Genomic DNA, 23346 nt, shown 5'->3' with positions numbered 1-23346 from the left:
GAGAGGGTGGGCGGATCGTCGTCCACCAAGGAGGGTGGTACCGCGGGGCCGAGCGCCTCGTCCCTTCGCCGAGCCGAAGCTTTCGTGACTTGTCGGAGGAAGACCGTGACCGCCGCGTACCCCGCTGTTCCCGCCCACGTGGACCTACCCGCCATGGAGCGCGACATGATCGCGCTCTGGGAGCGGGAAGGCACCTTCGAGACCTCGCTCGAACAGCGCGACGGCGCCCCGCGCTGGACGTTCTACGAGGGGCCTCCGACCGCCAACGGCACGCCGGGCGTTCACCACGTCGAGGCACGGGTCTTCAAGGACGTGTTCCCGCGGTTCCGCACGATGCAGGGCTACCTGGTCGAGCGCAAGGGCGGCTGGGACTGCCACGGCCTCCCCGTCGAGATCGCCGTCGAGAAGGAGCTCGGCTTCAACGGCAAGCCCGACATCGAAGCCTTCGGTGTCGCCGAGTTCAACGCGAAGTGCCGCGAGGCGGTGCTGCGCAACGTCGGCCTGTTCGAGCAGATGACCGAGCGGATGGGCTACTGGGTCGACACCGACAACCCGTACCGCACGATGGACACGCCGTACGTCGAGAGCGTCTGGTGGGCTCTGCAGCAGATCTTCGACAAAGGGCTGCTCGCGGAGGACTACCGCGTGGCGCCGTACTGTCCGCGATGCGGCACCGGCCTGAGCGACCATGAGGTCGCCCAGGGGTACGAGTCGGTCGTCGACCCGTCGGTCTACGTGCGCTTCCCTCTGACCTCTGGTCCCCTGGCCGGCGAGGCCTCGTTGCTGGTCTGGACGACCACGCCGTGGACGTTGGTGTCCAACGCCCTGGTCGCGGCCAAGGCCGACATCACGTACGTGGCGGTCAGCAACGGGCACGAGACGCTCGTCGTCGCGGAGCCCTTGGTCGAGACGGCCCTCGGCGAAGGATGGACCGTCGATGCGCGCTTCGAGGGCGCCGAGCTCGAGGGGTGGACGTACGCGCGTCCGTTCGACCTCGTCGACTGGCCCGACGACAACGCGCACTACGTGGTGACCGAGGACTACGTCACCACCGACGACGGCTCGGGCCTGGTCCACCAGGCGCCAGCGTTCGGCGCGGACGACTTCGCGTCCGGGAAGCGCAACGGCGTGGCGATGGTCAACCCGATCGACCCCACCGGCCACTTCGAGGACGGGCTGGACCTGGTTGGCGGCGCGTTCTTCAAGAAGGCCGACGCGATCCTGGTCGAGGACCTCGAGCGTCGAGGCCTGCTCTTCCGCCACCTCCCCTACGAGCACAGCTACCCGCACTGCTGGCGCTGCCACACGCCTCTGATGTACTACGCCTCCCCCGCCTGGTACGTCCGCACCACGGCAGCCAAGGACGCACTGCTGCGCGAGAACGAGAGCACGAACTGGTTCCCGCAGACGATCAAGTGGGGCCGCTACGGCGACTGGCTGCAGAACAACGTCGACTGGTCCCTGTCGCGCAACCGCTACTGGGGCACCCCGCTGCCGATCTGGCGCAACGACGCCGATCCCGGCCGGCTGGTGTGCGTCGGGTCGCTCGCGGAGCTGTCGGAGCTCACCGGGCGCGACCTGTCCGACCTCGACCCGCACCGCCCGTACATCGACGACGTCACCTTCACGGTCGAGGGCGAGGAGGGCACCTACCGTCGAGTGCCGGAGGTCATCGACGCGTGGTTCGACTCCGGGTCGATGCCGTTCGCGCAGTGGGGCTACCCGCACCTGCCCGGCTCGGTGGAGAAGTTCCGCCAGGCCTTCCCCGCCCAGTACATCTGCGAGGCGATCGACCAGACGCGGGGATGGTTCTACTCGCTGATGGCCGTCTCGACCCTCGTCTTCGACCAGAACTCGTACGAGAACGTCGTCTGCCTGGGGCACATCCTCGCCGAGGACGGCCGCAAGATGTCCAAGCACCTGGGCAACATCCTGCTCCCCGTCCCCTTGATGGACGAGCACGGCGCCGACGCCGTCCGCTGGTTCATGGCCTGCTCCGGCTCGCCGTGGCAGGCCCGCCGTGTGGGGCACTCGGCGCTGCAGGAGATCGTGCGCAAGGTCCTGCTGACCTACTGGAACACCGTCGCCTTCCACGTCCTGTACGCGCGCACCGCCCACTGGTCGCCTGCCGACGGCGCACCGCCCGTCGCGGAGCGCCCGATCCTCGACCGCTGGCTGGTCTCGCGGACACAGGGCCTGGTCTCCGAGGTCACGACCTGCCTGGAGCGGTTCGACACCCAGCGCGCCGGCGCCCTCCTCTCGCAGTTCGTCGACGACCTGTCCAACTGGTACGTCCGCCGCTCCCGGCGCCGGTTCTGGAGCGGTGATCCTGCGGCGCTCGCGACCTTGCACGACACGCTCGACGTGCTCACGCGTCTGATGGCGCCGTTGGTCCCGTTCGTCACCGAGCGGGTCTGGCAGGACCTCGTCCGTGCGTCCGACCCCGATGCGCCGCCGTCGGTGCACCTGGCGTCGTGGCCCGTGGCCGACGAGTCGCTGGCGGTCAAGGGTCTGGACGAGCAGGTCGCGCTCGCGCGGCGGGTCACCGAGCTGGGACGTGCCGCACGCGCCGAGGCCAAGGTCCGGACGCGGCAGCCGCTTCGCCGTGCGCTGGTCCCCTCACGTGCGTGGGAGCAGCTCGGCGACGAGCTTCGGGCGGAGGTGTGCGACGAGCTCAACGTCGGCTCCCTGGAGTCTTTGGCGGCTGCGTCGGGTGACCTCGTGGAGCACTCGGCCAAGGGCAACTTCCGCAGCCTCGGCAAGCGGTTCGGCAAGCAGACGCCGAAGGTGGCCGGCGCTGTCGCAGAGGCCGACGCCGCCGAGCTCGCCGCAGCCGTCGCGGACGGCGGGTCGTACGCCCTGCAGGTGGACGGCGAGACGATCGAGGTGACGGCCGACGACGTCATCGTGTCGGAACGTCCTCGAGAGGGCTGGGCCGTCGTCAACGACCAGGGCGAGACCGTCGCGCTCGACCTGGACCTCGACGAGGACCTCCTCCGGGCCGGCACCGCACGCGAGGTCGTCCGCATGCTCCAGGAGGCGCGCAAGAACGCCGGTCTCGACCTCACCGACCGGATCCGCGTGACGTGGGCGGCCGAGGGAGAAACCGCGGAGGCGGTCCGGGCCCATGAGTCCACGATCGCGGACGAGGTCCTCGCGGTCGAGATCGCGCAAGGTCCGGCAGTCGTGGACGGACACGTGGCGACCGACGAGGACCTGGGGGTGACCGTCTCGCTGCGCAAGGCCTGAGCAGGTCGCCGACGTGCGAAGGCCCCCTCCGACCATCGGGTCGGAGGGGCCTTCGAACGTGCGGTGAAGAGCCGGTGGCTCAGGAGCGCTCGTCGTCGCCGAACAGCGACTTGAGACGGCGCGGCGCGTGCTCCGGGGTGGGGGACCCGTGCACCGCCGCAGGCGTCGGGCTGCTGGTCGGCAGCGACGCCGCGACCGGCTGCTCGCCCTCGAGGTGCGAGAGCTGCGCCTGGAAGTAGCTCTTGAGGCGGCTGCGGTACTCGCGCTCGAAGGTGCGGAGCCGCTCGAGCTCGCGGTTGAGGTCGTCGCGCTCCTTCTCGATGTTGCCGAAGGCCTGCTGGCGGCGCTCGGCGGTCTCGGCGTCGAGCTTCTGGGCGCGCATCCTCGCCTCGCTCTCGAGCCGCTCCGCCTTGCCCCGAGCCTCGTTCTCGACCCGGTCGGCCTTGGTCCGGGCCTCACCCAGGATCCGGTCGGCCTCGTTCTTGGCGGCGTCGACGAGCTCGTCGGCGTTGTGCGTCGCGATCTCGAGGAGGCGGGCAGCGGCGCTGGAGGCGTCACCCACCGACGAGGAGGCCGGCGACTGCGCCTGGACCGGCATCGGAGCCGGCGGCGGCGGAGCCATCGGCGCCGGAGCCGGGGCGGGCGCGCGGAAGCTGTCGAACGACGAGGTCGACGAGCCGGAGCCGGACGAGGCGGAAGCGAGCTTGCTCCTCAGGTCTTCGTTCTCCAGGGTCAGACGCTCGAGCTCGGCCTCAACCTCGTCGAGGAACTGGTCGACCTCGCCCATGTCGTAGCCCTCACGAAGGCGGACCGGGGTAAATCGCTTGTTCCGCACGTCCTCTGGCGTCAACGGCATGGTTTCACCTCGGGGTCATGTTTCATCGGACAGTCCTGACAACGGTACTTGGTCGGGGAAGCCATCCCTGCGGCACCCCGTGGGGAACCACCTTAGTGCGACTCCCCCGCGGGAAAGAAGGCTCATGCTCAGCGGAAGAAGATCTGAGCGTTGATGATCTGGAGAAGGTAGAGGCCGATCAGCAGCACCATCGGCGACAGGTCGAGCGCCATCCCGCCGAAGCGGATCGGCGGGATCACGCGGCGCACCGCCCGCATCGGCGGATCGGTGACCGAGTAGATCGCCTCGCAGAACACGAGCACGATGCCCTTGGGCTGCCACGAGCGTGACAGCACCTGGACCCAGTCGATGACGAAGCGGGCCAGCAGGAGCAGGATGCACGCCCACAGAACGAAGTTGATGACCTCACCGACGACGACCATGAACGACAGTGTGTCCTACGTCAGCTCTGGTTGAAGAACCCGCCCTGCGCGAGGCGCTGGCGATCCTCCGCAGTGACCGTCACATTGGGCGGCGAAAGAAGGAACACCTTGCTCGTGATCCGCTCGATCGACCCGTAGACGGCGAAGATGAGTCCGGCCGCGAAGTCGACGAGACGCTTGGCGTCGTTGTCGTCCATCTCGCTGAGGTTCATGATGACCGGGGTGCCCTCGCGGAAGTGCTCGCCGATGATCCGGGCCTCGTTGTAGGTCCGCGGGTGCAGCGTCGTGATCCTCGTGAACTCTGCCGGCGCGGGCACGACCGTCGGGGTCGACGCCGGTCGGCGCCGGTCGTCGATCCGGGCGACAGGCCGCGGCTCCGCCTCGCGCACGGCCGGGCCCGCCGGTCGGACGGGCCGACGCGCGGCCTCCGGCTCCGACTCGTAGTCGTCGTACTCGTCGTACTCGCCGGACTGCTCGACGAGGCCGAGGTACTCACCCATCTTGCGCATCGCGCCAGCCATCGCCTGACCTCCCTGAAAACCACGCTGCTTGCTCGAACTCATGAAACGGCGGTGTGCTCACCGTCGCCCTCAACCTACCGGAGCGGAGGGCGCTCTCCGAGCACCGAACGCCCGATCCGTACGTGTGTCGCGCCGTGCTTGACAGCCACCTCCAGGTCACCGCTCATGCCCGCGGAGATCGCCGTCGCACGCGGGTACGCCGCCGCGACGCTGGCCGCCACCTCCGCGAGCCGCGCGAACGCGTCGTCGGGGTCGGCGTCGAGGGGGGCCACGGCCATCACGCCTTCGAGCCGCAGCGCCTCTGCCGCGTCGACCTGTGCGGCGAGCCCCAGGACGTCGCCGGGGGCGGCGCCGGCCCTCCCGGCGGGGTCGTCGTCGCGGCCCTCGAGGTTGACCTGGACGAGCACGCCGAGGGTACGGCCCGCCTGACGCGCTCCACGGTCGAGCGCATCGACGAGCCTGGGCCGGTCCACCGAGTGGACGACGTCGGCGTAGCGGGCCACCGCGGCAGCCTTGTTGGTCTGCAGGGCGCCCACGAAGTGCCACCGGAGGGCGGCGGCAGGATCGCCCGCCTCCTCCCGCTTGCGGGCCGCCTCCGGGTGGCGGTTCTCGCCGACGTCGGTGACCCCCAGGTCGGCGAGGAGCGCGACGTCGGAGGCAGGGTAGGTCTTGGTGACCACGATCAGGGTGATCTCGTCCGGTGCGCGACCGGCCGTGGCGGCCGCTGTCTCGATGCGGTCGCGGACCGTACGGAGGCTGCGGGCGAGCTCGTCACGGCGTGCGTCGTTGGTGTCGGTCACGCGCTCAGCCTCGCACGCGGACGAGCGCGGCGAGCCGGCCGGAGCGCTCACCCTGGCGCCGGTAGGAGAAGAAGTCCTTCTCCCCCTCGATCGTGCACATCGGGTGGTGGTCGGCGAGGTCGACGACGTCGACGTCCGCGGCACGGAGCTGGCCGGCGACACCGGCCGCCAGGTCCAGAGCAGGTGTGCCGCTCCGGGTCTGTGCCCACGTGCCGGTGACCTGGCGTGCGACCTCGTCACGCATCGCCTCCGGGACCTCGTAGCAGTGCCCGCACGCACGAGGTCCCAGCCACGCCGTGATCCGCTCGGCGCCCAGGGCACGCATCGCCTCGACCGCGGCACCGGCGACGTCGAGGACGACGCCCTTGCGCCCGGCGTGGACGACAGCGGCGACCGCGTTCTCGTCGTCGACGAGCACGACAGGAAGACAGTCGGCCACCCGGACGACGAGCACCGCGCCCGGCACAGCTGTCACCAGCGCGTCGGCAGCGGCGCGCGGGGCGGTCGGGTCGTCGTCGGCCGTCACGACACGGACACCACGGCCGTGCACCTGGCGTACGAGATGCGTCCGGTCAGGGTCCCCACCGAAGGCCTCGACGGCGTCTCGAAGGTTGCGCGCGACTGTGGCCTCGTCGTCGCCGTTGCTCGCCCCCAGGTTCAGCGAGGCCCAGGGACCCGTGCTGTGACCGTCGTGACGGTCGGTGAACGCGAGGTCGGCGCGCGAGAGGGTCTCGTGGAAGGCGAACACTTACTTCAGGAAGTCGGGGATGTCGAGGTCGTCCTCGAAGGGATCGACAGCCTGACGCTTCGGGGTCGACGGCCGAGCCCCGTTGCCTGAGCCGGTCGCCGGACCCGTGACAGGGGACGGGCCGCGCGAGGCACGGGACTCGGTGGTCGGGGTGGTGCTGTCGCCGGCCTGGCTGCGCACCCCCACGGGGACACGGTCGCCGCGGCTGGCCGTCTCCGCCGGCGCTGCCGGTGCGGCGGGCGGCTCCTTGGTCACGGGCCGGGCCGGCGCTGTGTCGCGGCGCAGGGCAGGACGTGACGCGTCGCGTCGTTTGGGCGTGCCTCCGTCGAAGCCTGCGGCGATGACGGTGACACGCACCTCGTCGCCGAGGGCGTCGTCGATCACGGCACCGAAGATGATGTTGGCCTCGGCGTGAGCTGCCTCGCTGACGAGCGCCGCGGCCTCGTTGATCTCGAAGAGGCCGAGGTCGGACCCGCCGGCGATCGAGAGCAGCACGCCGTGCGCACCGTCGATCGACGCCTCGAGCAGAGGGCTGGAGACGGCCATCTCCGCGGCCGCCACCGCGCGGTCGTCTCCCCGAGCGGACCCTATTCCCATCAACGCTGAGCCGGCATCAGACATCACGGACTTGACGTCGGCGAAGTCGAGGTTGATCAGGCCCGGCGTCGTGATCAGGTCGGTGATGCCCGAGACGCCCTGGAGGAGGACCTGGTCGGCCTGCTTGAACGCGTCGAGCATGGTGACGTTGCGGTCGCTGATCGACAGCAGCCGGTCGTTCGGGATGACGATCAGCGTGTCGACCTCCTCCCGCAGCCCTTCGATGCCGTCATCGGCCTGGTTGGCGCGGCGTCGACCCTCGAAGGAGAACGGGCGGGTGACGACGCCGATCGTGAGGGCGCCCAGCGAGCGGGCGATGCGGGCGACCACCGGCGCACCGCCGGTGCCCGTGCCGCCTCCCTCACCTGCGGTGACGAACACCATGTCGGCGCCCTTGAGCACCTCTTCGATGTCGTCCGCGTGGTCGTCGGCCGCCTGTCGCCCGGTGTCGGGGTTGGCGCCGGCGCCGAGGCCGCGGGTGAGCTCGCGACCGATGTCGAGCTTGACGTCGGCGTCGCTCATCAGCAACGCCTGGGCGTCGGTGTTGATCGCGATGAACTCGACTCCCTTGAGGCCGGCCTCGATCATCCGGTTGACCGCGTTGACGCCACCTCCGCCGATGCCGACGACCTTGATCACGGCCAGGTAGTTCTGAGCTGCCACGATGGTGCCCCTCACGTGCTTGTGTGTCCGAGTCTTCACGAGGCACCGCAGTCCGGTGTCGGCGCCACAGGCTCCGAGCGGTGAGCCCAGAACCCTAACCCTCAAGTTCAGGGTTATAGTTATGTCAACCTCGTGTCTGTGCATGAACCTACGTGCTCGACCGCGCCGCTCTGCGCCGACACGCCGCCGGTCCCGCCGCTCCTCGTCGAGATGTCACCCACAGAGCGTGCTCGGAGGTCGGTCACGGCCGGATGGTCGGCCGTTCAGGTGCACGGACGTCGTACGCGCTGGCCTTCTGGGGCAGCAGCGCCGAGAGGACCTGGGCCTTCAGACCGGCATGGTCGGCGCTCCCCCAGGCGACCTCGGCACCGTCCCGCAGCTCGAGCGTGATCCCGTCCCGACTGCTCACCCGGACCTCACGGACCCTCCGGGCGAGGTCTCGGTCCATCGCGCGGACGGCGTCGGCCGCCTCCTTCAGCGCCTCCGCCCTGGGCCCCGACCCCGAGGCGAGGACGACCCGCGGCAACCGGCGCGGCGTCTTGCCGGCAGGAGGATAGACGACTCCGTCGCGATCGAGCAGGCGTACGTCGTCGCCGGACAGGCGTGCCACAGGAGTCCGCTCGGTGACCTCGACGACGACCGAGCGCGGCCACCGGCGGCTGACGTCGACGGTCGCCACCTGCGGGATCTGCTCGACACGTTCGCGCACGGCCTCCACGTCGAGGCGCGCGAGGGGACGGCCCTCCACGACGTCGGCGCGTGCGCGGACCACGCTCGGCGACACGGTGGTCGCCCCACGGACCTGGACGGAGTGGGCACCCAGGACGGACGTCTCGAGGGTGACCCACGCGCCGGCGCCGATCACGGCGAGCGCGGCCGCCACGAGGAGGTACGGACGCAGCCGCCCGAGCCGCGCCCGCCAGCGCCGCCCTGCGAACCGGTCCGTGACGGTCACGAGCCCACTGCCCTCTCCCGCAGACGCGCGACGAGCCGGGGTCCGACCGTCGTGATGTCACCGGCGCCGAGCAGGAGGACGAGGTCACCCTCCGCCGCGAGGTCGGCCAGCTGGGCGTCCAGCGTCTCGAGGTCGGCGCCCGCGTGGACGTCCTCCGGCGGGAGGGACACCGCGTCCCGAACGAGGGCCGAGGTCACGTCGGGGTCGGCGTCCTCGCGGGCGAGATAGACGTCGGTCACGACGACGACGTCGGCCGCGCTGAGCGCCTCCCCCATCGCCGTGCCGAAGATTCGGGTCCGGCTGACGAGGTGGGGCTGGAACGCCACGACGACCCGCCCGTCACCCGCCAGTGCCCGCGCCGCCTGGAGGTCACCGGCGATCTCGACCGGGTGGTGGGCGTAGGAGTCGTACACCGTCACGCCGGCACCCTCGCCGATCCGCTCCATCCGCCGGCTCGCGCCGGTGTAGGCCGCGAGACCGGCTGCGGCGTCGGCGAACGACGCGCCGCACTCGAGCGCGGCGCCGAGCGCTCCGAGAGCGTCGACGACGTAGTGCTCCCCCGGGACCTGCAACCTGACCCGCCCGAGCGACTCCCCCCGGCGGACCACGGTGAACGAGGTGCCTCCACCCTCCGTCACCAGGTCGGTGCCGCGCAGCTCCGCCGACTCGCCGAGACCGGCGCGCAGGACCCGCAGCCCACGTCCCTCGGCACGGGCCTCCAGCGCCGCAGCACCGGGATCGTCGACGCAGAGCACGAGGAACCCGTCAGGCGAGACGCGGTCGACGAACCGCGCGAAGGCCTGCTCGTACGCCTCCGGCGTACCCCAGACGTCGAGGTGGTCGGCGTCGACGTTGGTGACCACGGCGGCGTACGGCTCGTAGACGAGGAAGGCGCCGTCGCTCTCGTCGGCCTCCGCGACGAACCAGCGACCCGTGCCGGCGTGCGCGTTGGTCCCGAGCGAGGCGACCGGCGCCCCGATCGCGTACGAGGGGTCGAGCCCGGCATGCACCAGCGCGCTCGCCAGCATCGACGTCGTCGTCGTCTTGCCGTGGGTGCCGGCCACCGCCACCACGTCGTGCCCGACCATCACCGACTGCAGACCCGCGGACCGTGGATACAGCCGCAGGCCGCGTGCCAAGGCCGCCACGATCTCCGGGTTGTCGGCGCGGACCGCGGTCGTCGCGATGACAGTGTCGGCCTCACCGAGGTTGTCGGCCGCCTGTCCCACCGTCACTGTCGCCCCGTCCCGCTCGAGCGCCCTGAGAAGGTCCGAGTCGGCCGCATCGCTGCCCTGCACGGTGATGCCCCGCTCGAGCATGATGCGGGCGATCGCCGACAGGCCGGCGCCGCCGATGCCGACGAGGTGGACCACGCCGAGCCGTTCGGCCGCGTCGATCTGCTCCGGGACCTCGATCTTCATCCCTGCGCCGCCTCACCGGCAGCCTCGAGCACGATCCTGGCCAGCACCTCGTCGGCGTCACGGGGCATCAGGTGCGACGCCGCCGTGGACATCCGCGTCAGCCGGTCGGGATCGCGCAGCAGCGACACGACCGCGGTCGCCACCCACTCGGGCGTCAGCGCCGCGTCGTCGACGAGGATGCCGCCGCCGGCGCCGACGACCGGGTGTGCGTTGAGCGCCTGCTCGCCGTTGCCGATCGGCAGCGGGACGAAGATCGCGGGCAGTCCCACGGCTGCCACCTCGGCGACCGTATTGGCCCCCGACCGGCAGACGATCGCGTCAGCAGCGGCGTAGGCCAGGTCGATGCGGTCGATGAACGGGAGGGTGACGTACGGCGGCTCGCCCGGTCCACGCTCGACCTGCGCCTCCTCGACACGGCCTGCGGCGTGCAAGACCTGCACGCCGGCAGCGGCGAGCTCGTCGGCGGCGCCCGACACGGCCTCGTTGATGCGCCGTGCGCCCTGCGATCCGCCCGTCACGAGCAACGTCGGGAGCTCGGGATCGAGCCCGAACGCACGGCGGGCCTCGGCGCGCTCGGCGCCCCGGTCCAGACGCGCGATCTGCTCGCGCATCGGCAGGCCGATGTAGCGCGAGCTCGGCAGGGGCGTCTCGGGGAAGCTGGTGAAGACACGCGAGGTGAACCGCGCTCCGAGCTTGTTGGCGACGCCGGGGAGGGCGTTCTGCTCGTGGACGACGATCGGCACCTTGCGCTTGCGGGCGACGAGGTAGGCAGGGACCGACACGTAGCCGCCGAACCCGACGACGACGTCCGGACGCACCCGGTCGAAGACCTCACCGGTCGCCTTGACGGTCCCGGCGAGCCGGCCGGGAACCCGGAGCAGGTCGGCTCCCACGCTGCGTGGGAGCGGCACCGCCGGGACCAGCTCGAGGGGGTAGCCCGCCTGCGGGACCAGCGTCACCTCCAGCCCTCTGGGGGTCCCCAGTGCCGTGATCTCCGCCTCGGGGGTGAGCCTGCGGACCGCAGCAGCGGTGGCCAGCAGGGGTGAGGTGTGGCCGGCGGTGCCTCCGCCGGCCAGCAGGACGCGTGGCGCCACCGATCATCCTTCCTCGCGGACGATGCGTCCGACAGGTCGTGGGGCAGGTTTGATGGAGTCGTGCAGCGGCACCGTACCGCTCGCGCCGCGCCCCCGGGCACGGCGGCGTCGGTGCGCCCGCAGCGCCGTCTGCGCACCAGGCTCGTTGCGCGCGAAGTTGGCGAGCATCCCGAGCGCGACCACGGTCGGGACGAGTGCGGAACCACCGTAGGAGATGAGCGGCAGAGGGATGCCGATGACCGGCAGCATGCCGAGCACCATCCCGATGTTGACGATCGTCTGGACCATCAGCCAGACGGTGATCCCGGCGGCCGCGAGGCGGCAGAACGGGTCGCGCGCCCGTCGCGCGATGCGGAAGCCGACGTAGGCCAGAAGGCCGAAGAGCAGCAGCACGCTGAGGGCTCCCACCAAGCCGAGCTCCTCGCCGATCACGGCGAACACGAAGTCGGTGTGGGCTCCCGGCAGCGAGCCCCACTTCTGCCGGCTATATCCGAGCCCTACCCCAAACCACTGGCCGGTCGCGAGCCCCATCAGTCCGTGGGCGGCCTGGTAGCCGCTGTTCTGGGCGTCGGCGAAGGGATCGGTGAACGAGGTGATGCGCTGCAGACGCTCTGCGCTGGAGCGCACGAACACCAGGACCACGGCACCGATGCCGAGGAGCGAGACCAGGAAGAGGCGTCCCGGAAGTCCGGCGACGAAGAGCAGGCCCAGAATGATCGCGAAGAGCACGAGCGCCGTACCGAGGTCGCGCTGCAGCACGACGAGCATCGCGACGAACCCCGTCACCGGCAGCATCGGCAGGAGGACGTGCTTCGGCTGGTGCAGCAGGCGCTGCTTGCGGGCGAAGAGGTCGGCCGTCCACAGCACGATCGCGAGCTTCGCGACCTCCGACGGCTGGATGAGGAACGGGCCTCCGAAGTCGAGCCAGTTCTGGTTGCCACGCACCTCCTCGCCCAGCGGGGTGAAGGTCAGGCCGAGCAGCACCAGGGCCAGCAGCAGCAACGGGTAGACGCACCATCGCATCGCGCGCAGCGGCATCTTCCACGCCACCAGGCCCAGCACGAGGGCCGCCACGAGGAAACCTCCCTGGCGGGCGGCGATGGCGTAGGGACTTCCGTTGTTGAGCTGGGAGGTGACCGAGCTGGCGCTGAGCACCATCACCATGCCGAAGCCGATGAGCAGGCCGGCGACCGCCAGCACGAGGTAGTAGGAGGTCAGGGGCTTCTCGAGGGTGTCGCGCAACGTCGCGACCCACGTGTGCCTGCCCGACCTCGCCACCGGTCGCCTCCCGCTCGTGTGCTCGTCGGGCGGCGGCGGTCTCACCGTCGCGTCGCCGCGTGCCTGGCCACGGCTGCGGCGAAGGAGTCGCCTCGCTCCGCGTAGCTCGTGAACTGGTCCAAGGACGCGCACCCCGGGGCGAGCAGCACCGTGTCGCCCGGCCGGGCGAACCGCACTGCCGCGTCCACGACGCGATCCATGAGCACATCCTTGCCCGCATCGACCTCGACGACCGGCACCTCCGGCGCGTGTCGCCGCAACGCGTCCCGGATCACGGCGCGGTCGGCGCCGATCAGCACCGCCGCCCGCAGCCGAGAGCCCGTGCGCTCGACGAGACCGTCGAACGTCGTGCCCTTGGCCTGTCCGCCGGCCACCCAGACGACCGAGGGGTACGCGAGGAGCGACCCGATCGCCGCGTGCGGGTTGGTGGCCTTGGAGTCGTCGACGAACGTGACGCCGTCGACCTCCGCGATCTGCTGGATCCGGTGGGCTCCGGGCTGGTAGGCCCGCAGCCCGTCGCGCACGGCGACGGGCGGCACCCCGTGGGCACGGGCGAGCGCGGCGGCCGCCAGTGCGTTGGCGACCACGTGAGGCGCGGGCGGCTCTCCCGCGGGACCGGCGAGGTCACCCAGCGTGGCAAGCTCTGCGGCGCTGGTCGTGCGCTCGGGGACGAAGGCGCGGTCGGCGAGCACGTCGTCGACCATGCCGACCATCCCGACCGACGGCACGCCGAGGGTGAACCCGATCGCGCGCGCGCCTTCCTGCACGTCGGCGTCGCGCACCAGACGCTCGGTGGCCGGGTCGTCGACGTTGTAGACGCACGCCCGCTCCACGTGCTCGTAGATCCTGCCCTTGTCACGGGCGTAGTCGGCCGGGCCACCGTGCCAGTCGAGGTGGTCGTCGGCGACGTTGAGCACGGCCGACGCCTCGCAGGCCAGGGATCGGGCGAAGTGCAGCTGGAAGCTCGACAGCTCCACGGCCAGCACGTCGTAGCCTGCGGGGTCCATCACCGCCTCGGTCACCGGGACCCCGATGTTGCCCACGGCGGGCGCACGGAGCCCGGCGGCAGCGAGGATCGACTCGAGCATCTGGACGGTGGTGGTCTTGCCGTTGGTGCCGGTGACCGCGAGCCAGGGTGCCGCGCCCGGTTCGCGCAACCGCCACGCGAGCTCGGGCTCCGACCAGACCGCGACGTCGCGGTCCTGCGCCTCGGCGACGATCGGCGTGCGAGGTGGCAGTCCCGGGAACGGAACGAGGAGAGCGGCCCCGGCGGGCAGCGTCGCGGTCGCACCCGGACCCAGCCGCACCTCGGCCCCGAGCACCTCGAGGATGCCCGCCCGCTCGCGCAGGAGGTCGCCCTCGCCGTCGTCGAGGATGGTGACGCGCGCACCGACCTGCACCAGGGCGTCCGCGGCGGCGTAGCCGCTGGCGCCCAGGCCGGCGACGACGGCGTGCACCCCCTCCCACGAGTCGTGCCGTCCGAGGTGGTCCACAGAGGGCTCGGCGGTCACAGTCCGCTGACCCACTCGGAGTAGAAGATGCCCAGGCCGAGCGCTACGAAGAGCCCGCTGATGATCCAGAACCGGACGACGATGGTGATCTCGGCCCACCCCATCAGCTCGAAGTGGTGCTGCAGCGGCGCCATCCTGAACAGCCGCTTGCCCCCCGACATCTTGAACCACCCGACCTGGAGGATCACCGACAGCGTGATGATGACGAACAGGCCGCCGAGGACGAGGAGGAGGACCTCCGTACGGGTCATGATCGCGAAGCCGGCCATCGCGCCGCCCAGCGACAGCGACCCGGTGTCGCCCATGAAGATCTTGGCCGGTGAGGCGTTCCACCACAGGAAACCGAAGCAGGCGCCGGTGAGGGCGGCCGCGACCACGGCGAGGTCGAGCGGGTCTCGGACGTCGTAGCACTTGGGGCCGGGGTTGAAGGCGCACGACTGGTTGCTCTGCCAGAGGTTGATCAGCATGTAGGCGCCGAAGACCATCACGGACGCTCCGGTCGCGAGACCGTCGAGACCGTCGGTGAGGTTGACCGCGTTGCTGGTGCCCCAGATCATCACGAGCACCCAGATGACGATCAGCGCGGCGGGGACGGTCCACCCGGGGATGTCACGGATGAACGAGATGCCCTCGGAGATCGGGGTCCGACCGTTCGCGTCGGGGAAGCTGAGCGCGAGCAGGGCGAAGCTGAGCGCGACGAGCGCCTGCCCCGCCAGCTTTGCCTTGGACCGAAGACCGAGGCTGCGCTGCTTGATCACCTTGATGTAGTCGTCCAGGAACCCGACCAGCCCGAGCCCGACGAAGAGGTAGAGCAGCAGGACCGCTGAGGCCGACGGCACGCTCCCCGTGATCAGCTTGGCCAGCGCGTAGGCCAGGACGACCGAGATGATGATCACCAGGCCGCCCATGGTCGGCGTCCCGCGCTTGGTGTGGTGCGAGGTAGGACCGTCGTCGCGGATCAGCTGCCCGTAGCCCTTGCGGACGAGCAGACGGATCGCCAGCGGCGTGCCGAGCAACGTGCCGATCAGCCCGAAACCGCTGGCGATCAGAATGGCCCTCATCGACCGTCGTTCCCTTCGTCGTCGCGTCCTCCGCCGTCCTCGGGCTCGGTGCCCGCGACTCGTTCGTGCTGCGCCGGTGGCGAGAGCAGCGCGTCAGCCACCCGCTCCAGACCACTCGCGCGAGAGGCCTTCACCAGCACGATGTCACCCGGGCCGGCGTACGTCCGCAGCCACGCGACGGCGTCGTTGACGTCGTCGACGGCGACGGACGGAGCGCCGGCGGCGAGCACCGCCTCGTGGATCGGGCGTGCGCCCGACCCGACGGCGACCACGTGGGTGACACCGAGGTCCGCGGCGAGACTACCAACGTCGGAGTGGGCACGGTGAGACGCATCGCCGAGCTCGAGCATCTCTCCGAGGACGGCCACCACTCTCCCCTCTCCCCGCATCGCTGCCACCGCGCGCAGGGCGGCTGCCGTGGACTCCGGGTTGGCGTTGTAGGCGTCGTTGACGACCACGAGGCCGTCGTCGCGCACGAGGCGCTCCATCCGCCACGCCGAGCGCGTCGTGGCCGCACCGAGGGCGTCGCTCACGGTCGGAAGGTCCATGCCGACCGCGAGTGCCACCGCGGCCGCCGCAGCAGCGTTGGAGGCCTGGTGAGCACCGAGCAGCGGGACGTGGACCCCGACGCTCTCGTCGCCGGCGACCAGCCGGAAGCGAGGCTCGCCGTCGGGTCCGACAGCGAGGTCGCGCACCGCCACGTCGGCGCCGTCGGACATGCCGTAGGTCACCACCCGCGCCCTCGTGCGTGTCGACATCGCCGCGACGGTCGCGTCGTCGGCGTTGAGCACCGCCACACCCTGCGGAGGGAGCGCTTCCACGAGCTCGCCCTTCGTGCGCGCGATCGTCTCCACCGACCCGAACTCACCCAGGTGGGCCGACCCGACGCTGAGGACGGCGCCGACGTCCGGGCGGGCGATCGCACACAGCTCGGCGATGTTGCCCAGCGCTCGCGCCCCCATCTCGACGACGAGGAACCGGGTGTCGGGGTCGGCGCGCAGCACGGTGAGCGGCACCCCCAGCTCGTTGTTGTAGTTGCCTGCGGTGGCCACGGTCGTCCCCGCACGGGTGAGGACCTGGGCCAGCAGGTCCTTCACACTGGTCTTGCCCTGCGACCCGGTCACCCCTACGACCGTGCAGCCGTCCAGCCGGTCGCGCACGTCGGCCGCGAGCGTGCCGAGCGCTCGGGTCACGTCGTCGACGACCACGCAGGGGCCGTCGACCCGGCGCTCGCCGAGGACTGCGGCGGCACCCGCCCGCAGCGCCGCGGGCGCGTATTCATGACCGTCGACGTGCTCGCCCCGGACGGCGACGAAGAGCCCACCGGACGCGACGTCGCGCGAGTCGAGCGTGGCGGGGCCGGTGACGACCACGTCGTCGGAGTCGTAGGCCGTACCGCCGACGAGGTCGGCGACGCGGGCGAGCGAGGTCGCGATCACCCGTCTCTCCTCTCCCGGTCACGCAGCGCCTCGGCGACGACCTCGCGGTCGTCGAACCGGTGCACGACGTCGCCCACGACCTGTCCGCTCTCGTCGCCCTTGCCCGCCACGACGACCGTGTCGCCGGGCCGGGCGTCGGCGACGGCGTGCGCGATGGCCGCCCGTCGGTCGCCGATCTCGACCAGCGTCGCGGTGGCCCCGCGGAGGATGGCGTCCTGCGCCCCGGCCAGGATCGCGGCCCGGACCGCGGCCGGCTCTTCCGTGCGCGGGTTGTCGTCGGTGACCACCACCACGTCGGCGAGCTCAGCAGCGACGGCGCCCATCAGCGGACGCTTGCCGGGGTCGCGGTCGCCGCCGGCACCGACCACGACCAGCAGCCGCCCGGGGCCCAGCCCACGCAGAGACGCCAGCACCGCTCGGAGGGCGTCCGGCTTGTGCGCGTAGTCGACCAGGGCGACGAAGTCCTGACCCACGTCGACGGGCTCCATCCTGCCCGGCACGCCGGTGCAGGCGGCGATCCCGGCCAGCGCGTCGTCGACCGCACGGCCGGTCGCGGTGACGGCTGCAAGGACGGCGAGCGCGTTGGCGACGTTGAAGCGGCCCGGCAGGCCGACGACGAGCGTCCTCTCCTGACCGTCCGGTCCGACGACCTCTGCGGTCGAACCGGAGGGGGTGCTCTCCAACGACGCGACGCGCCAGTCGGCCTCCTCGCGCCCGTCCACCGAGACCGTGGTCACCGGGAGGGCGGTCTCCGCGGCCAGCCGACGGCCGTACGGGTCGTCCACGTCGACGACGGCGTGGCCGGCGTGCTCGGGAGTGAACAAAGACGCCTTGGCCGCGAAGTAGTCCTCGACGTCGGCGTGGAAGTCGAGGTGGTCGCGGCCCAGGTTGAGAAAGACCGCGACGTCGTAGACGACACCGTCGACGCGGTGCAGCGCGAGGGCGTGGCTGGAGACCTCCATCACGACCGCGTCGGCCCCGTGGTCGCGCATCACCGCGAAGAGCGCGTGCAGCGCCGGGGCCTCGGGAGTCGTCAGCGCCGAGCTGACCGGACGGTCCTCCAGGAAGGCGCCGGTCGTGCCGATCACACCCACACGGTCGCCGCACGCCCGCAGCGCAGATGCCATCAGGAAGGCACTGGTCGTCTTGCCCTGCGTGCCGGTGACCCCGATCGTCGTCACACTTTCGGCAGGCCAGCCGTAGACGTGCGCAGCGACGCGACCGAGCACCTCTCGGGGGTCGTCGACGCGGAGGACGGGCACGTCCACGCCGGCCTCGGAGAGAAGGTCGGCACCTGGCCCGTCGGTGAGCACGGCCACGGCGCCGGACGCCACGGCGTCCGCGGCGAAGCGCGCCCCGTGGGTTCGCATGCCCGGGAGCGCGGCGTAGAGGTCGCCGTCCCGCACGTCGCGCGACGACAGGGTGACGCCGGTGACGACGCCTCCCGTACCGCCGACGAGGGTGGCGCCGACAACCTCGGCGAGATCATCGAGAGCGACCGGGACCACCGAGGGCGGTCGCGTGTCGAGAGGGGTGAGAGGCTCAGAAGACATCGCAGCCGAGCGTATCGAGTCTCACCACTTGACCGGCGTCCTGGGCGCACGCGACCCGCTCGGCGCGATGCCGTAGCGCTGCAGGGACTGCTGCATGATGTCTCGGAAGACCGGGCCTGCCGTGCCGCTGCCCGATCCTCCCCCCTGCGGGTTGTCGAGCACGACGTAGGTGAGGAAGCGCGGCTTCTCCGCCGGCGCGAACCCGATGAACGACACGGTGTTCTCGCCGCGCACGTACCGCCCGGTGTCGGGATTCACCCGCCAGGCGGTGCCGGTCTTCCCGGCGACCCGGTAGCCGGGGATCGACACGTTGGGCGCCGACCCCCGCGGCGAGGTGACCGCCTCCATCATCGTCGTGACCATCGACGCGGCCTCGGGCGAGACGACCTCACGGGCCTCGGGTGCCTTCCGCGGGACCGTGGTGCCGTCGGCGCGACGGACCTCGGTGACCAGGGTCGGGCTGGTGTAGCGGCCGCCGTTGGCGATCGCTGCGACCGCGGCGGTCTGCTGCATCGCCGTCACCGAGATCCCCTGGCCGAACGAGATGGTCGCGTGCTGCGCCCTCGACCACCGCTCCGCCGGGGTGAGGATGCCTCGCGACTCCGAGGACAGCCCGACGCCCGTGGGCCGACCGAACCCGAACTTCGTCAGGTAGTCGTGCATCGTCGCGTCGTCCATCTGCTGGGCCAGGGCGATCGTGCCGAGGTTGGACGACTTCGCCACCACACCCGCGGCGGTGAGCCGCAGGCGTCCGTGGTCCCACCAGTCGCTGATCGTGAACCCGTCGAGACGCAGCTCGCTGGGCACCCGGACCTTGGTCTGCGGCGTCACGAGACCGGCGTCGGCGAGCGCGGCCATCGTGACGACCTTCTGCACCGAGCCCGGCTCGTAGACGTTCTGCACGGCGCGGTTGTTCATCGACGCCGGCGTGACGGTCGAGCGGTCCTCGGCGTCGAACGTCGGGAGCTGCGACAGCTGCAGCACCTGCATCGTCTCGAGGTCGACCGTGATCGCGACGCCCCAGTCGGAGTCGCTCGCGCGCACGGCCGCGGCGAGACGCTTGTCGGCGTACCACTGGAGGTCGCGGTCGATCGTGGTCACCACGTCGGCGCCAGGCACCGCCTCCTTCATCGTCTGACGCGCCAGCGGGATGCGTACCCCCTTGGGGGAGGTCTCGTAGGTCGCCTTCCCGTCGCTGCCCGTCAGGTCGTCGTCGAACGCCTTCTCCAGCCCGCTGGTGCCCTCGCCCGTCTCACCCGAGACCAGGCCGATCAGCGTGGCGCCGAGAGTGCCGCCGGGGTACGTCCGGACCGCGTCGCGCTCCGTCGTCACACCGTTGAGGAGGCCGGCGTCGGCGAGCTTGGCCATCGCGCTGCTGGCCTGGTAGGCCGGGACCTTGCGGGCGACGTAGACGAACTGCGTCCCCTCGCGACGCAGCTTCGTCACCGTGTCGAAGTAGTCGACGCCCAGCTCCGCGGCGAGGATGCTCGCAATCTCGGTGGCCGGCTTGGCGGTGAACCTCGGGTTGGCGATGATCGACTGCGCGTCGAGCGAGGTGGCCAGAGGTTCACCGTCGCGGTCGAGGATCCGCCCACGGTCGGCGTGCAGCACCGTCGGCTGCACCGTCTCCTTCAGAGCACGCTCGGCGTACGCGTTCGCGTCGACACCCTGGATCTGGAAGAGGCGGCCGGCGAAGATCACGAGGAGGGTCGCGACGACCACGAAGCAGAAGCGCGCACGGTTGCGGACCGCCGGACTCACTCGCGGGCTCCCACGGCGGCCGGCGACGGCCCTCCGACCCCGGAAGGGCTTTCGCCCCGGGCGGCGGGCTCCGGGTCGCCGACGACCTTCCCGTCGGAGAGTCGCAGGAAGACGGGAGTCGTGTTGGGCACCATGCCGAGCTCTGCGGCTCGCTCCGCGAGTGCCGCCGGGGTCGCACGCTCCTCGACCTCGAGGGACAGCTGGGCGTGCCTGCTCTGCAGCGTCTCCGCCTCCTTCTCCAGCTCGGCGAGCTGGAAGGCGCCGTTCTGCATCGAGGTGTTGAGGAGCAGCAGACCGACGAGCCCACCGGCGAGCAGGGTGACCACGAGGAGCACGAAGGGCGCGCGCGGCGAACGGGGGCGAGCGGCCGGGACGACGCGCAGGGGACTGCGCGTCGGCTGCGGACGACCCGGCGCCCGGCGCGGAGCGCTGTGGACGACACTCATGCTGCCTCCTTCACTCGCTCGACGACGCGAAGCCTGACGGGCTTCGCGCGGGGGTTCTGCTCGATCTCGGCCTCCGACGCCGTCTCGGCGCCGCGGGTGACGAGTCGGAACCGGGGCTCGAGGGCCTCGGGGACGACGGGGAGTCCTGGCGGGACGTCCAGCCGGGTGACCTTCGCGAACGCCTGCTTGACGATCCGGTCCTCGAGGGAGTGGTAGGCCATGGACACGACTCGACCACCGAGGCCGACCGCGTCCAGCGCGGCCGGGACAGCACGCCGGAGCACGCCGAGCTCGTCGTTCACCTCGATGCGCAGTGCCTGGAAGGTCCGCTTGGCGGGGTTTCCGCCGGTGCGCATCGCCGCCGCGGGGAGGGCCTCGCGGACCAGCGCCACCAGTTCGTCGCTCGTGCGCAGGGGTGCTTCGGCCCGCCTCCGTACGATCGCGTCGGCGATCCGCCCCGCGTGCTTCTCCTCGCCGTAGGTCCGCAGGATGCGGGCCAGGTCGTCCCGGCTGTAGGTCTCGAGGACCTCCGCCGCGGTCGTCCCCTCACTCCCCATGCGCATGTCGAGCGGAGCAGGGCGGGAGTACGAGAAGCCGCGCTCGTCGAGGTCGAGCTGCATCGAGGAGACGCCCAGGTCGAACAGGACGGCATCGACGTGGGAGCGCCCGGCCTCGGCGATCGCCTCCTCGAGCTGGTCGTACACGCCCTCGAAGAAGGTCACCCGGTCTCCGAAGGGAGCGAGGCGCTCGCGAGAGCGCCGGAGGGCCTCGGGATCACGGTCGATCCCGATCAGCTGCACGCCGGCGAAGCGCGACAGCACCGCCTCCGCGTGCCCGCCCAGGCCCAGCGTCGCGTCGACCAGGACCGCGTCGCTTCCGGCCAGGGCGGGCGCGAGGAGCTCGACCGTCCGATCCAGCAGCACCGGTACGTGCTTCGTCTCACCCATGCGTCCCGGCCCCGGGACGTCCGACCACCATCTCGACCCCTCGTTCCGTGTGGTTCAGCGTTGTGTGCGCCTCGATCCGCTACCCGTGCGGTCTGATCGCGGGTGGTTCGTCCGGCCAGGTCCCTGGCCGCTTGCCCTGGGAAGTCACCTCTTGGCACCGGGGAAGTGGAGCCAGGAGGTGGAGCAAGCGGCCCAGAGGCCTCGACGGACGAGCCTCAGAGCAGTCCCTCGATCACCTCCTCCGAGAGGGTCGCGAAGCTCTCCTCCTGCTCGTCGGAGTACTCCGCCCAGCGTGCGGCGTCCCAGATCTCGACCCGCTCCATCGCCCCGACGACCACGCAGTCGCGGTCGAGCCGGGCGTAGTCACGCAGAGGTCCCGGGACGGTGATGCGGCCTTGCTTGTCGGGAACCTCGTCCGAGGCGCCCGAGAACAGGACGCGGACGAAGTCGCGAGTGGCCTTGTTGGTGAACGGCGTCTTGCTGATCCGGTCGCTGAACTCCTGGAAGCTCGCCTGCGGCCAGACGTAGATGCAGCGGTCCTGCCCCTTCGTCAGCACGAGACCCTCCGTGAGCCGGTCGCGGAACTTGGCGGGGAGGAACAGGCGACCCTTGTCGTCGAGTCGAGGCGTGTATGTGCCGAAGAACATCGCACCGCACACTCCCTCGTCTCGCGCCGCCGAACCGGACACCCGAGGACCCGAAAGTCGATGACCGGCTGTTGCTCCACTTTGCGCCACCATACTCCACAACGCACCACGAATGCCGATCTTGCACGTCGGCGCGCCCTCCTCACGCCGTCGCGCACGAGAGGGCAGGTCAGGCGTCGATGCCTCGCGATCGCTGGGATCCCAGGCACTCCCCTGGCCGTGGCGCAGAGGATGGGGAAGAGTGGAGGAGAAGTGGAGGACGAGAGCGCGCGCTCCGCGTTCCGAGGTGGCCCGTTGGGACGCGCGGGTAGTCTCGGAACCTCCGGGGGGTGATCGCGTCATCTCCCGACCGAGCCCCGCTGGAGCCCCAGGAGACTGCCGTGACGACGACACCTCGCCGAGAGCCGGCCGCCCCTCCCGGGCCGGACCAGACCGACGAGCTCGTCGTCGCCGCGCAGCGTCTGGTGGACAACGTCGGGACGGTGATCGTCGGCAAGGCCGACGTCGTCCGCACCGCCGTCATCGTGCTCCTCGCCGGCGGACATCTCCTCCTCGAGGACGTCCCCGGAGTCGGCAAGACGATGCTCAGCAAGGCGCTCGCGCGATCGATCGACGGGTCGATGCGGCGGATCCAGTTCACTCCCGACCTGCTCCCCAGCGACGTCACCGGCTCGTCGGTCTGGGATCCGGCGACTCGCACCTTCGAGTTCCGGCAGGGCGCGGTGTTCGGCAACGTGGTCGTCGGAGACGAGATCAACCGCGCGTCCCCCAAGACGCAGTCGGCGCTCCTGGAGTGCATGGAGGAGCGTCAGGTCACCGTCGACGGCACCTCGTACCCGCTCGACGACCCGTTCATGGTCGTCGCCACCCAGAACCCGCTGGAGATGGAGGGCACATACCCGCTGCCCGAGGCGCAGCGTGACCGGTTCATGGCCCGCGTGGCGATGGGCTACCCGTCCGCCGATGCCGAGGCGGCGATGCTGCGCGAGCACGGCAGCACCGACCCTCTCGCCGACCTCGTCCCGGTGACCGACGTCAAGCAGGTGGCCGACCTCGTCGCCACCGTGCGCACCGTCCACGTCGCGCCCGCCATCGAGAAGTACGCCGTCGCGCTCACGACCGCGACCCGCTCCTCGCCCCGCCTGCGGCTCGGCGCCTCCCCGCGCGCCACGCTGCACCTCGTGCGTGCGGCTCGCGCACGCGCTGCGCTGGAGCGGCGTCCGTACGTCCTGCCCGACGACGTCTCGACCCTGGCCGTCCCGGTGCTCGCTCACCGTCTGCTCCTGTCCCCCGACGCCGTCGTCGCGGGTTGGCAGGCTGCCGACGTCGTCCGCGAGGTCCTGTCCGACGTCCGCGTGCCCGACCCTGGGCGATGAC

Annotated in this window: 20 protein-coding genes; 2 read left to right on the top strand and 18 right to left on the bottom strand. The window is 71.2% G+C overall.

The window, feature by feature from the left end:
* Window positions 1–153 precede the first annotated feature (153 nt).
* Window positions 154–3249, top strand: coding sequence for an isoleucine--tRNA ligase (ileS, locus tag KV102_RS17580; protein WP_220347196.1), 3096 nt, complete (start codon window positions 154–156; stop codon window positions 3247–3249).
* 79 nt (window positions 3250–3328) lie between these two features.
* On the opposite strand, the gene KV102_RS17575 is transcribed toward ileS, so the two are convergent.
* From KV102_RS17575 to mraZ, 18 genes are all read right to left on the bottom strand, one after another.
* Window positions 3329–4105, bottom strand: a complete 777-nt coding sequence (locus tag KV102_RS17575; protein WP_220344397.1) for a DivIVA domain-containing protein — start codon at window positions 4103–4105, stop codon at window positions 3329–3331.
* 128 nt (window positions 4106–4233) lie between these two features.
* Window positions 4234–4527 (bottom strand): YggT family protein, encoded by a 294-nt coding sequence (locus KV102_RS17570; RefSeq protein ID WP_220344396.1) that lies wholly within the window; start codon window positions 4525–4527, stop codon window positions 4234–4236.
* A gap of 20 nt (window positions 4528–4547) precedes the next feature.
* A complete protein-coding gene (locus KV102_RS17565) occupies window positions 4548–5048 on the bottom strand; it encodes a cell division protein SepF (RefSeq protein ID WP_220344395.1) in 501 nt (166 codons plus the stop codon).
* A gap of 74 nt (window positions 5049–5122) precedes the next feature.
* Entirely contained in the window at window positions 5123–5848 is a 726-nt protein-coding gene (locus KV102_RS17560) for a YggS family pyridoxal phosphate-dependent enzyme (protein ID WP_220347053.1), read from the bottom strand.
* 4 nt (window positions 5849–5852) lie between these two features.
* Window positions 5853–6596 (bottom strand): peptidoglycan editing factor PgeF, encoded by a 744-nt coding sequence (pgeF, locus tag KV102_RS17555; protein ID WP_220344393.1) that lies wholly within the window; start codon window positions 6594–6596, stop codon window positions 5853–5855.
* Complete coding sequence (gene ftsZ / locus KV102_RS17550) at window positions 6597–7859, bottom strand: cell division protein FtsZ (protein WP_220344739.1); 1263 nt, start codon at window positions 7857–7859, stop codon at window positions 6597–6599.
* Window positions 7860–8097: 238 nt separating this feature from the next.
* Window positions 8098–8811 (bottom strand): cell division protein FtsQ/DivIB, encoded by a 714-nt coding sequence (locus KV102_RS17545; RefSeq protein WP_220344392.1) that lies wholly within the window; start codon window positions 8809–8811, stop codon window positions 8098–8100.
* Window positions 8808–10232 (bottom strand): UDP-N-acetylmuramate--L-alanine ligase, encoded by a 1425-nt coding sequence (gene murC, locus KV102_RS17540; protein WP_220344391.1) that lies wholly within the window; start codon window positions 10230–10232, stop codon window positions 8808–8810. The genes KV102_RS17545 and murC overlap by 4 nt, the downstream gene beginning before the upstream one ends.
* Entirely contained in the window at window positions 10229–11326 is a 1098-nt protein-coding gene (murG, locus tag KV102_RS17535; RefSeq protein ID WP_220347052.1) for an undecaprenyldiphospho-muramoylpentapeptide beta-N-acetylglucosaminyltransferase, read from the bottom strand. Before murG ends, murC begins: the two co-directional genes overlap by 4 nt.
* A gap of 3 nt (window positions 11327–11329) precedes the next feature.
* A complete protein-coding gene (ftsW, locus tag KV102_RS17530) occupies window positions 11330–12604 on the bottom strand; it encodes a putative lipid II flippase FtsW (protein WP_308290362.1) in 1275 nt (424 codons plus the stop codon).
* 41 nt (window positions 12605–12645) lie between these two features.
* Window positions 12646–14130, bottom strand: coding sequence for a UDP-N-acetylmuramoyl-L-alanine--D-glutamate ligase (murD, locus tag KV102_RS17525; protein ID WP_374197370.1), 1485 nt, complete (start codon window positions 14128–14130; stop codon window positions 12646–12648).
* Window positions 14112–15176 carry a phospho-N-acetylmuramoyl-pentapeptide-transferase gene (gene mraY, locus KV102_RS17520; RefSeq protein WP_220344388.1) on the bottom strand — a complete coding sequence of 355 codons (1065 nt, stop codon included), beginning with the start codon at window positions 15174–15176 and terminating at the stop codon, window positions 14112–14114. Before mraY ends, murD begins: the two co-directional genes overlap by 19 nt.
* Window positions 15173–16615: a UDP-N-acetylmuramoyl-tripeptide--D-alanyl-D-alanine ligase gene (murF, locus tag KV102_RS17515; protein ID WP_220347050.1), complete on the bottom strand. Its 1443-nt coding sequence runs from the start codon at window positions 16613–16615 to the stop codon at window positions 15173–15175. The genes mraY and murF overlap by 4 nt, the downstream gene beginning before the upstream one ends.
* Window positions 16612–18168, bottom strand: a complete 1557-nt coding sequence (locus KV102_RS17510) for a UDP-N-acetylmuramoyl-L-alanyl-D-glutamate--2,6-diaminopimelate ligase (protein WP_220347049.1) — start codon at window positions 18166–18168, stop codon at window positions 16612–16614. The genes murF and KV102_RS17510 overlap by 4 nt, the downstream gene beginning before the upstream one ends.
* Window positions 18169–18189: 21 nt before the next feature.
* Window positions 18190–19929, bottom strand: a complete 1740-nt coding sequence (locus KV102_RS17505) for a penicillin-binding protein 2 (protein WP_220344385.1) — start codon at window positions 19927–19929, stop codon at window positions 18190–18192.
* Window positions 19926–20375 carry a hypothetical protein gene (locus KV102_RS17500; RefSeq protein WP_220344384.1) on the bottom strand — a complete coding sequence of 150 codons (450 nt, stop codon included), beginning with the start codon at window positions 20373–20375 and terminating at the stop codon, window positions 19926–19928. Before KV102_RS17500 ends, KV102_RS17505 begins: the two co-directional genes overlap by 4 nt.
* Window positions 20372–21322 (bottom strand): 16S rRNA (cytosine(1402)-N(4))-methyltransferase RsmH, encoded by a 951-nt coding sequence (gene rsmH, locus KV102_RS17495; RefSeq protein ID WP_220347048.1) that lies wholly within the window; start codon window positions 21320–21322, stop codon window positions 20372–20374. Before rsmH ends, KV102_RS17500 begins: the two co-directional genes overlap by 4 nt.
* A gap of 215 nt (window positions 21323–21537) precedes the next feature.
* On the bottom strand, window positions 21538–21969 hold the full coding sequence (gene mraZ, locus KV102_RS17490; RefSeq protein ID WP_220344382.1) for a division/cell wall cluster transcriptional repressor MraZ: 432 nt from the start codon (window positions 21967–21969) through the stop codon (window positions 21538–21540).
* A 380-nt stretch (window positions 21970–22349) separates the two neighbouring features.
* On the opposite strand from mraZ, the gene KV102_RS17485 reads away from it, so the two are divergent.
* On the top strand, window positions 22350–23345 hold the full coding sequence (locus KV102_RS17485) for a MoxR family ATPase (protein WP_220347047.1): 996 nt from the start codon (window positions 22350–22352) through the stop codon (window positions 23343–23345).
* Window position 23346: the final 1 nt, after the last annotated feature.

The organism is Mumia sp. zg.B53 (genome assembly GCF_019550935.1).
Lineage (GTDB): Bacteria > Actinomycetota > Actinomycetes > Propionibacteriales > Nocardioidaceae > Mumia.
Note: the sequence above shows the minus strand (reverse complement) of the source record. Positions and strands in the feature narration are given on the sequence as shown.

Bases quoted from the DNA above. Each gene is read 5' to 3' on its own strand.
- ileS (WP_220347196.1), top strand. From the start codon at position 154: ATGGAGCGCGACATGATCGCGCTCTGGGAGCGGGAAGGCACCTTCGAG.
- KV102_RS17575 (WP_220344397.1), bottom strand. From the start codon at position 4,105: ATGCCGTTGACGCCAGAGGACGTGCGGAACAAGCGATTTACCCCGGTC.
- KV102_RS17570 (WP_220344396.1), bottom strand. From the start codon at position 4,527: ATGGTCGTCGTCGGTGAGGTCATCAACTTCGTTCTGTGGGCGTGCATC.
- KV102_RS17565 (WP_220344395.1), bottom strand. From the start codon at position 5,048: ATGGCTGGCGCGATGCGCAAGATGGGTGAGTACCTCGGCCTCGTCGAG.
- murC (WP_220344391.1), bottom strand. From the start codon at position 10,232: ATGAAGATCGAGGTCCCGGAGCAGATCGACGCGGCCGAACGGCTCGGC.
- mraY (WP_220344388.1), bottom strand. From the start codon at position 15,176: ATGAGGGCCATTCTGATCGCCAGCGGTTTCGGGCTGATCGGCACGTTG.
- KV102_RS17510 (WP_220347049.1), bottom strand. From the start codon at position 18,168: ATGTCTTCTGAGCCTCTCACCCCTCTCGACACGCGACCGCCCTCGGTG.
- KV102_RS17500 (WP_220344384.1), bottom strand. From the start codon at position 20,375: ATGAGTGTCGTCCACAGCGCTCCGCGCCGGGCGCCGGGTCGTCCGCAG.
- rsmH (WP_220347048.1), bottom strand. From the start codon at position 21,322: ATGGGTGAGACGAAGCACGTACCGGTGCTGCTGGATCGGACGGTCGAG.
- mraZ (WP_220344382.1), bottom strand. From the start codon at position 21,969: ATGTTCTTCGGCACATACACGCCTCGACTCGACGACAAGGGTCGCCTG.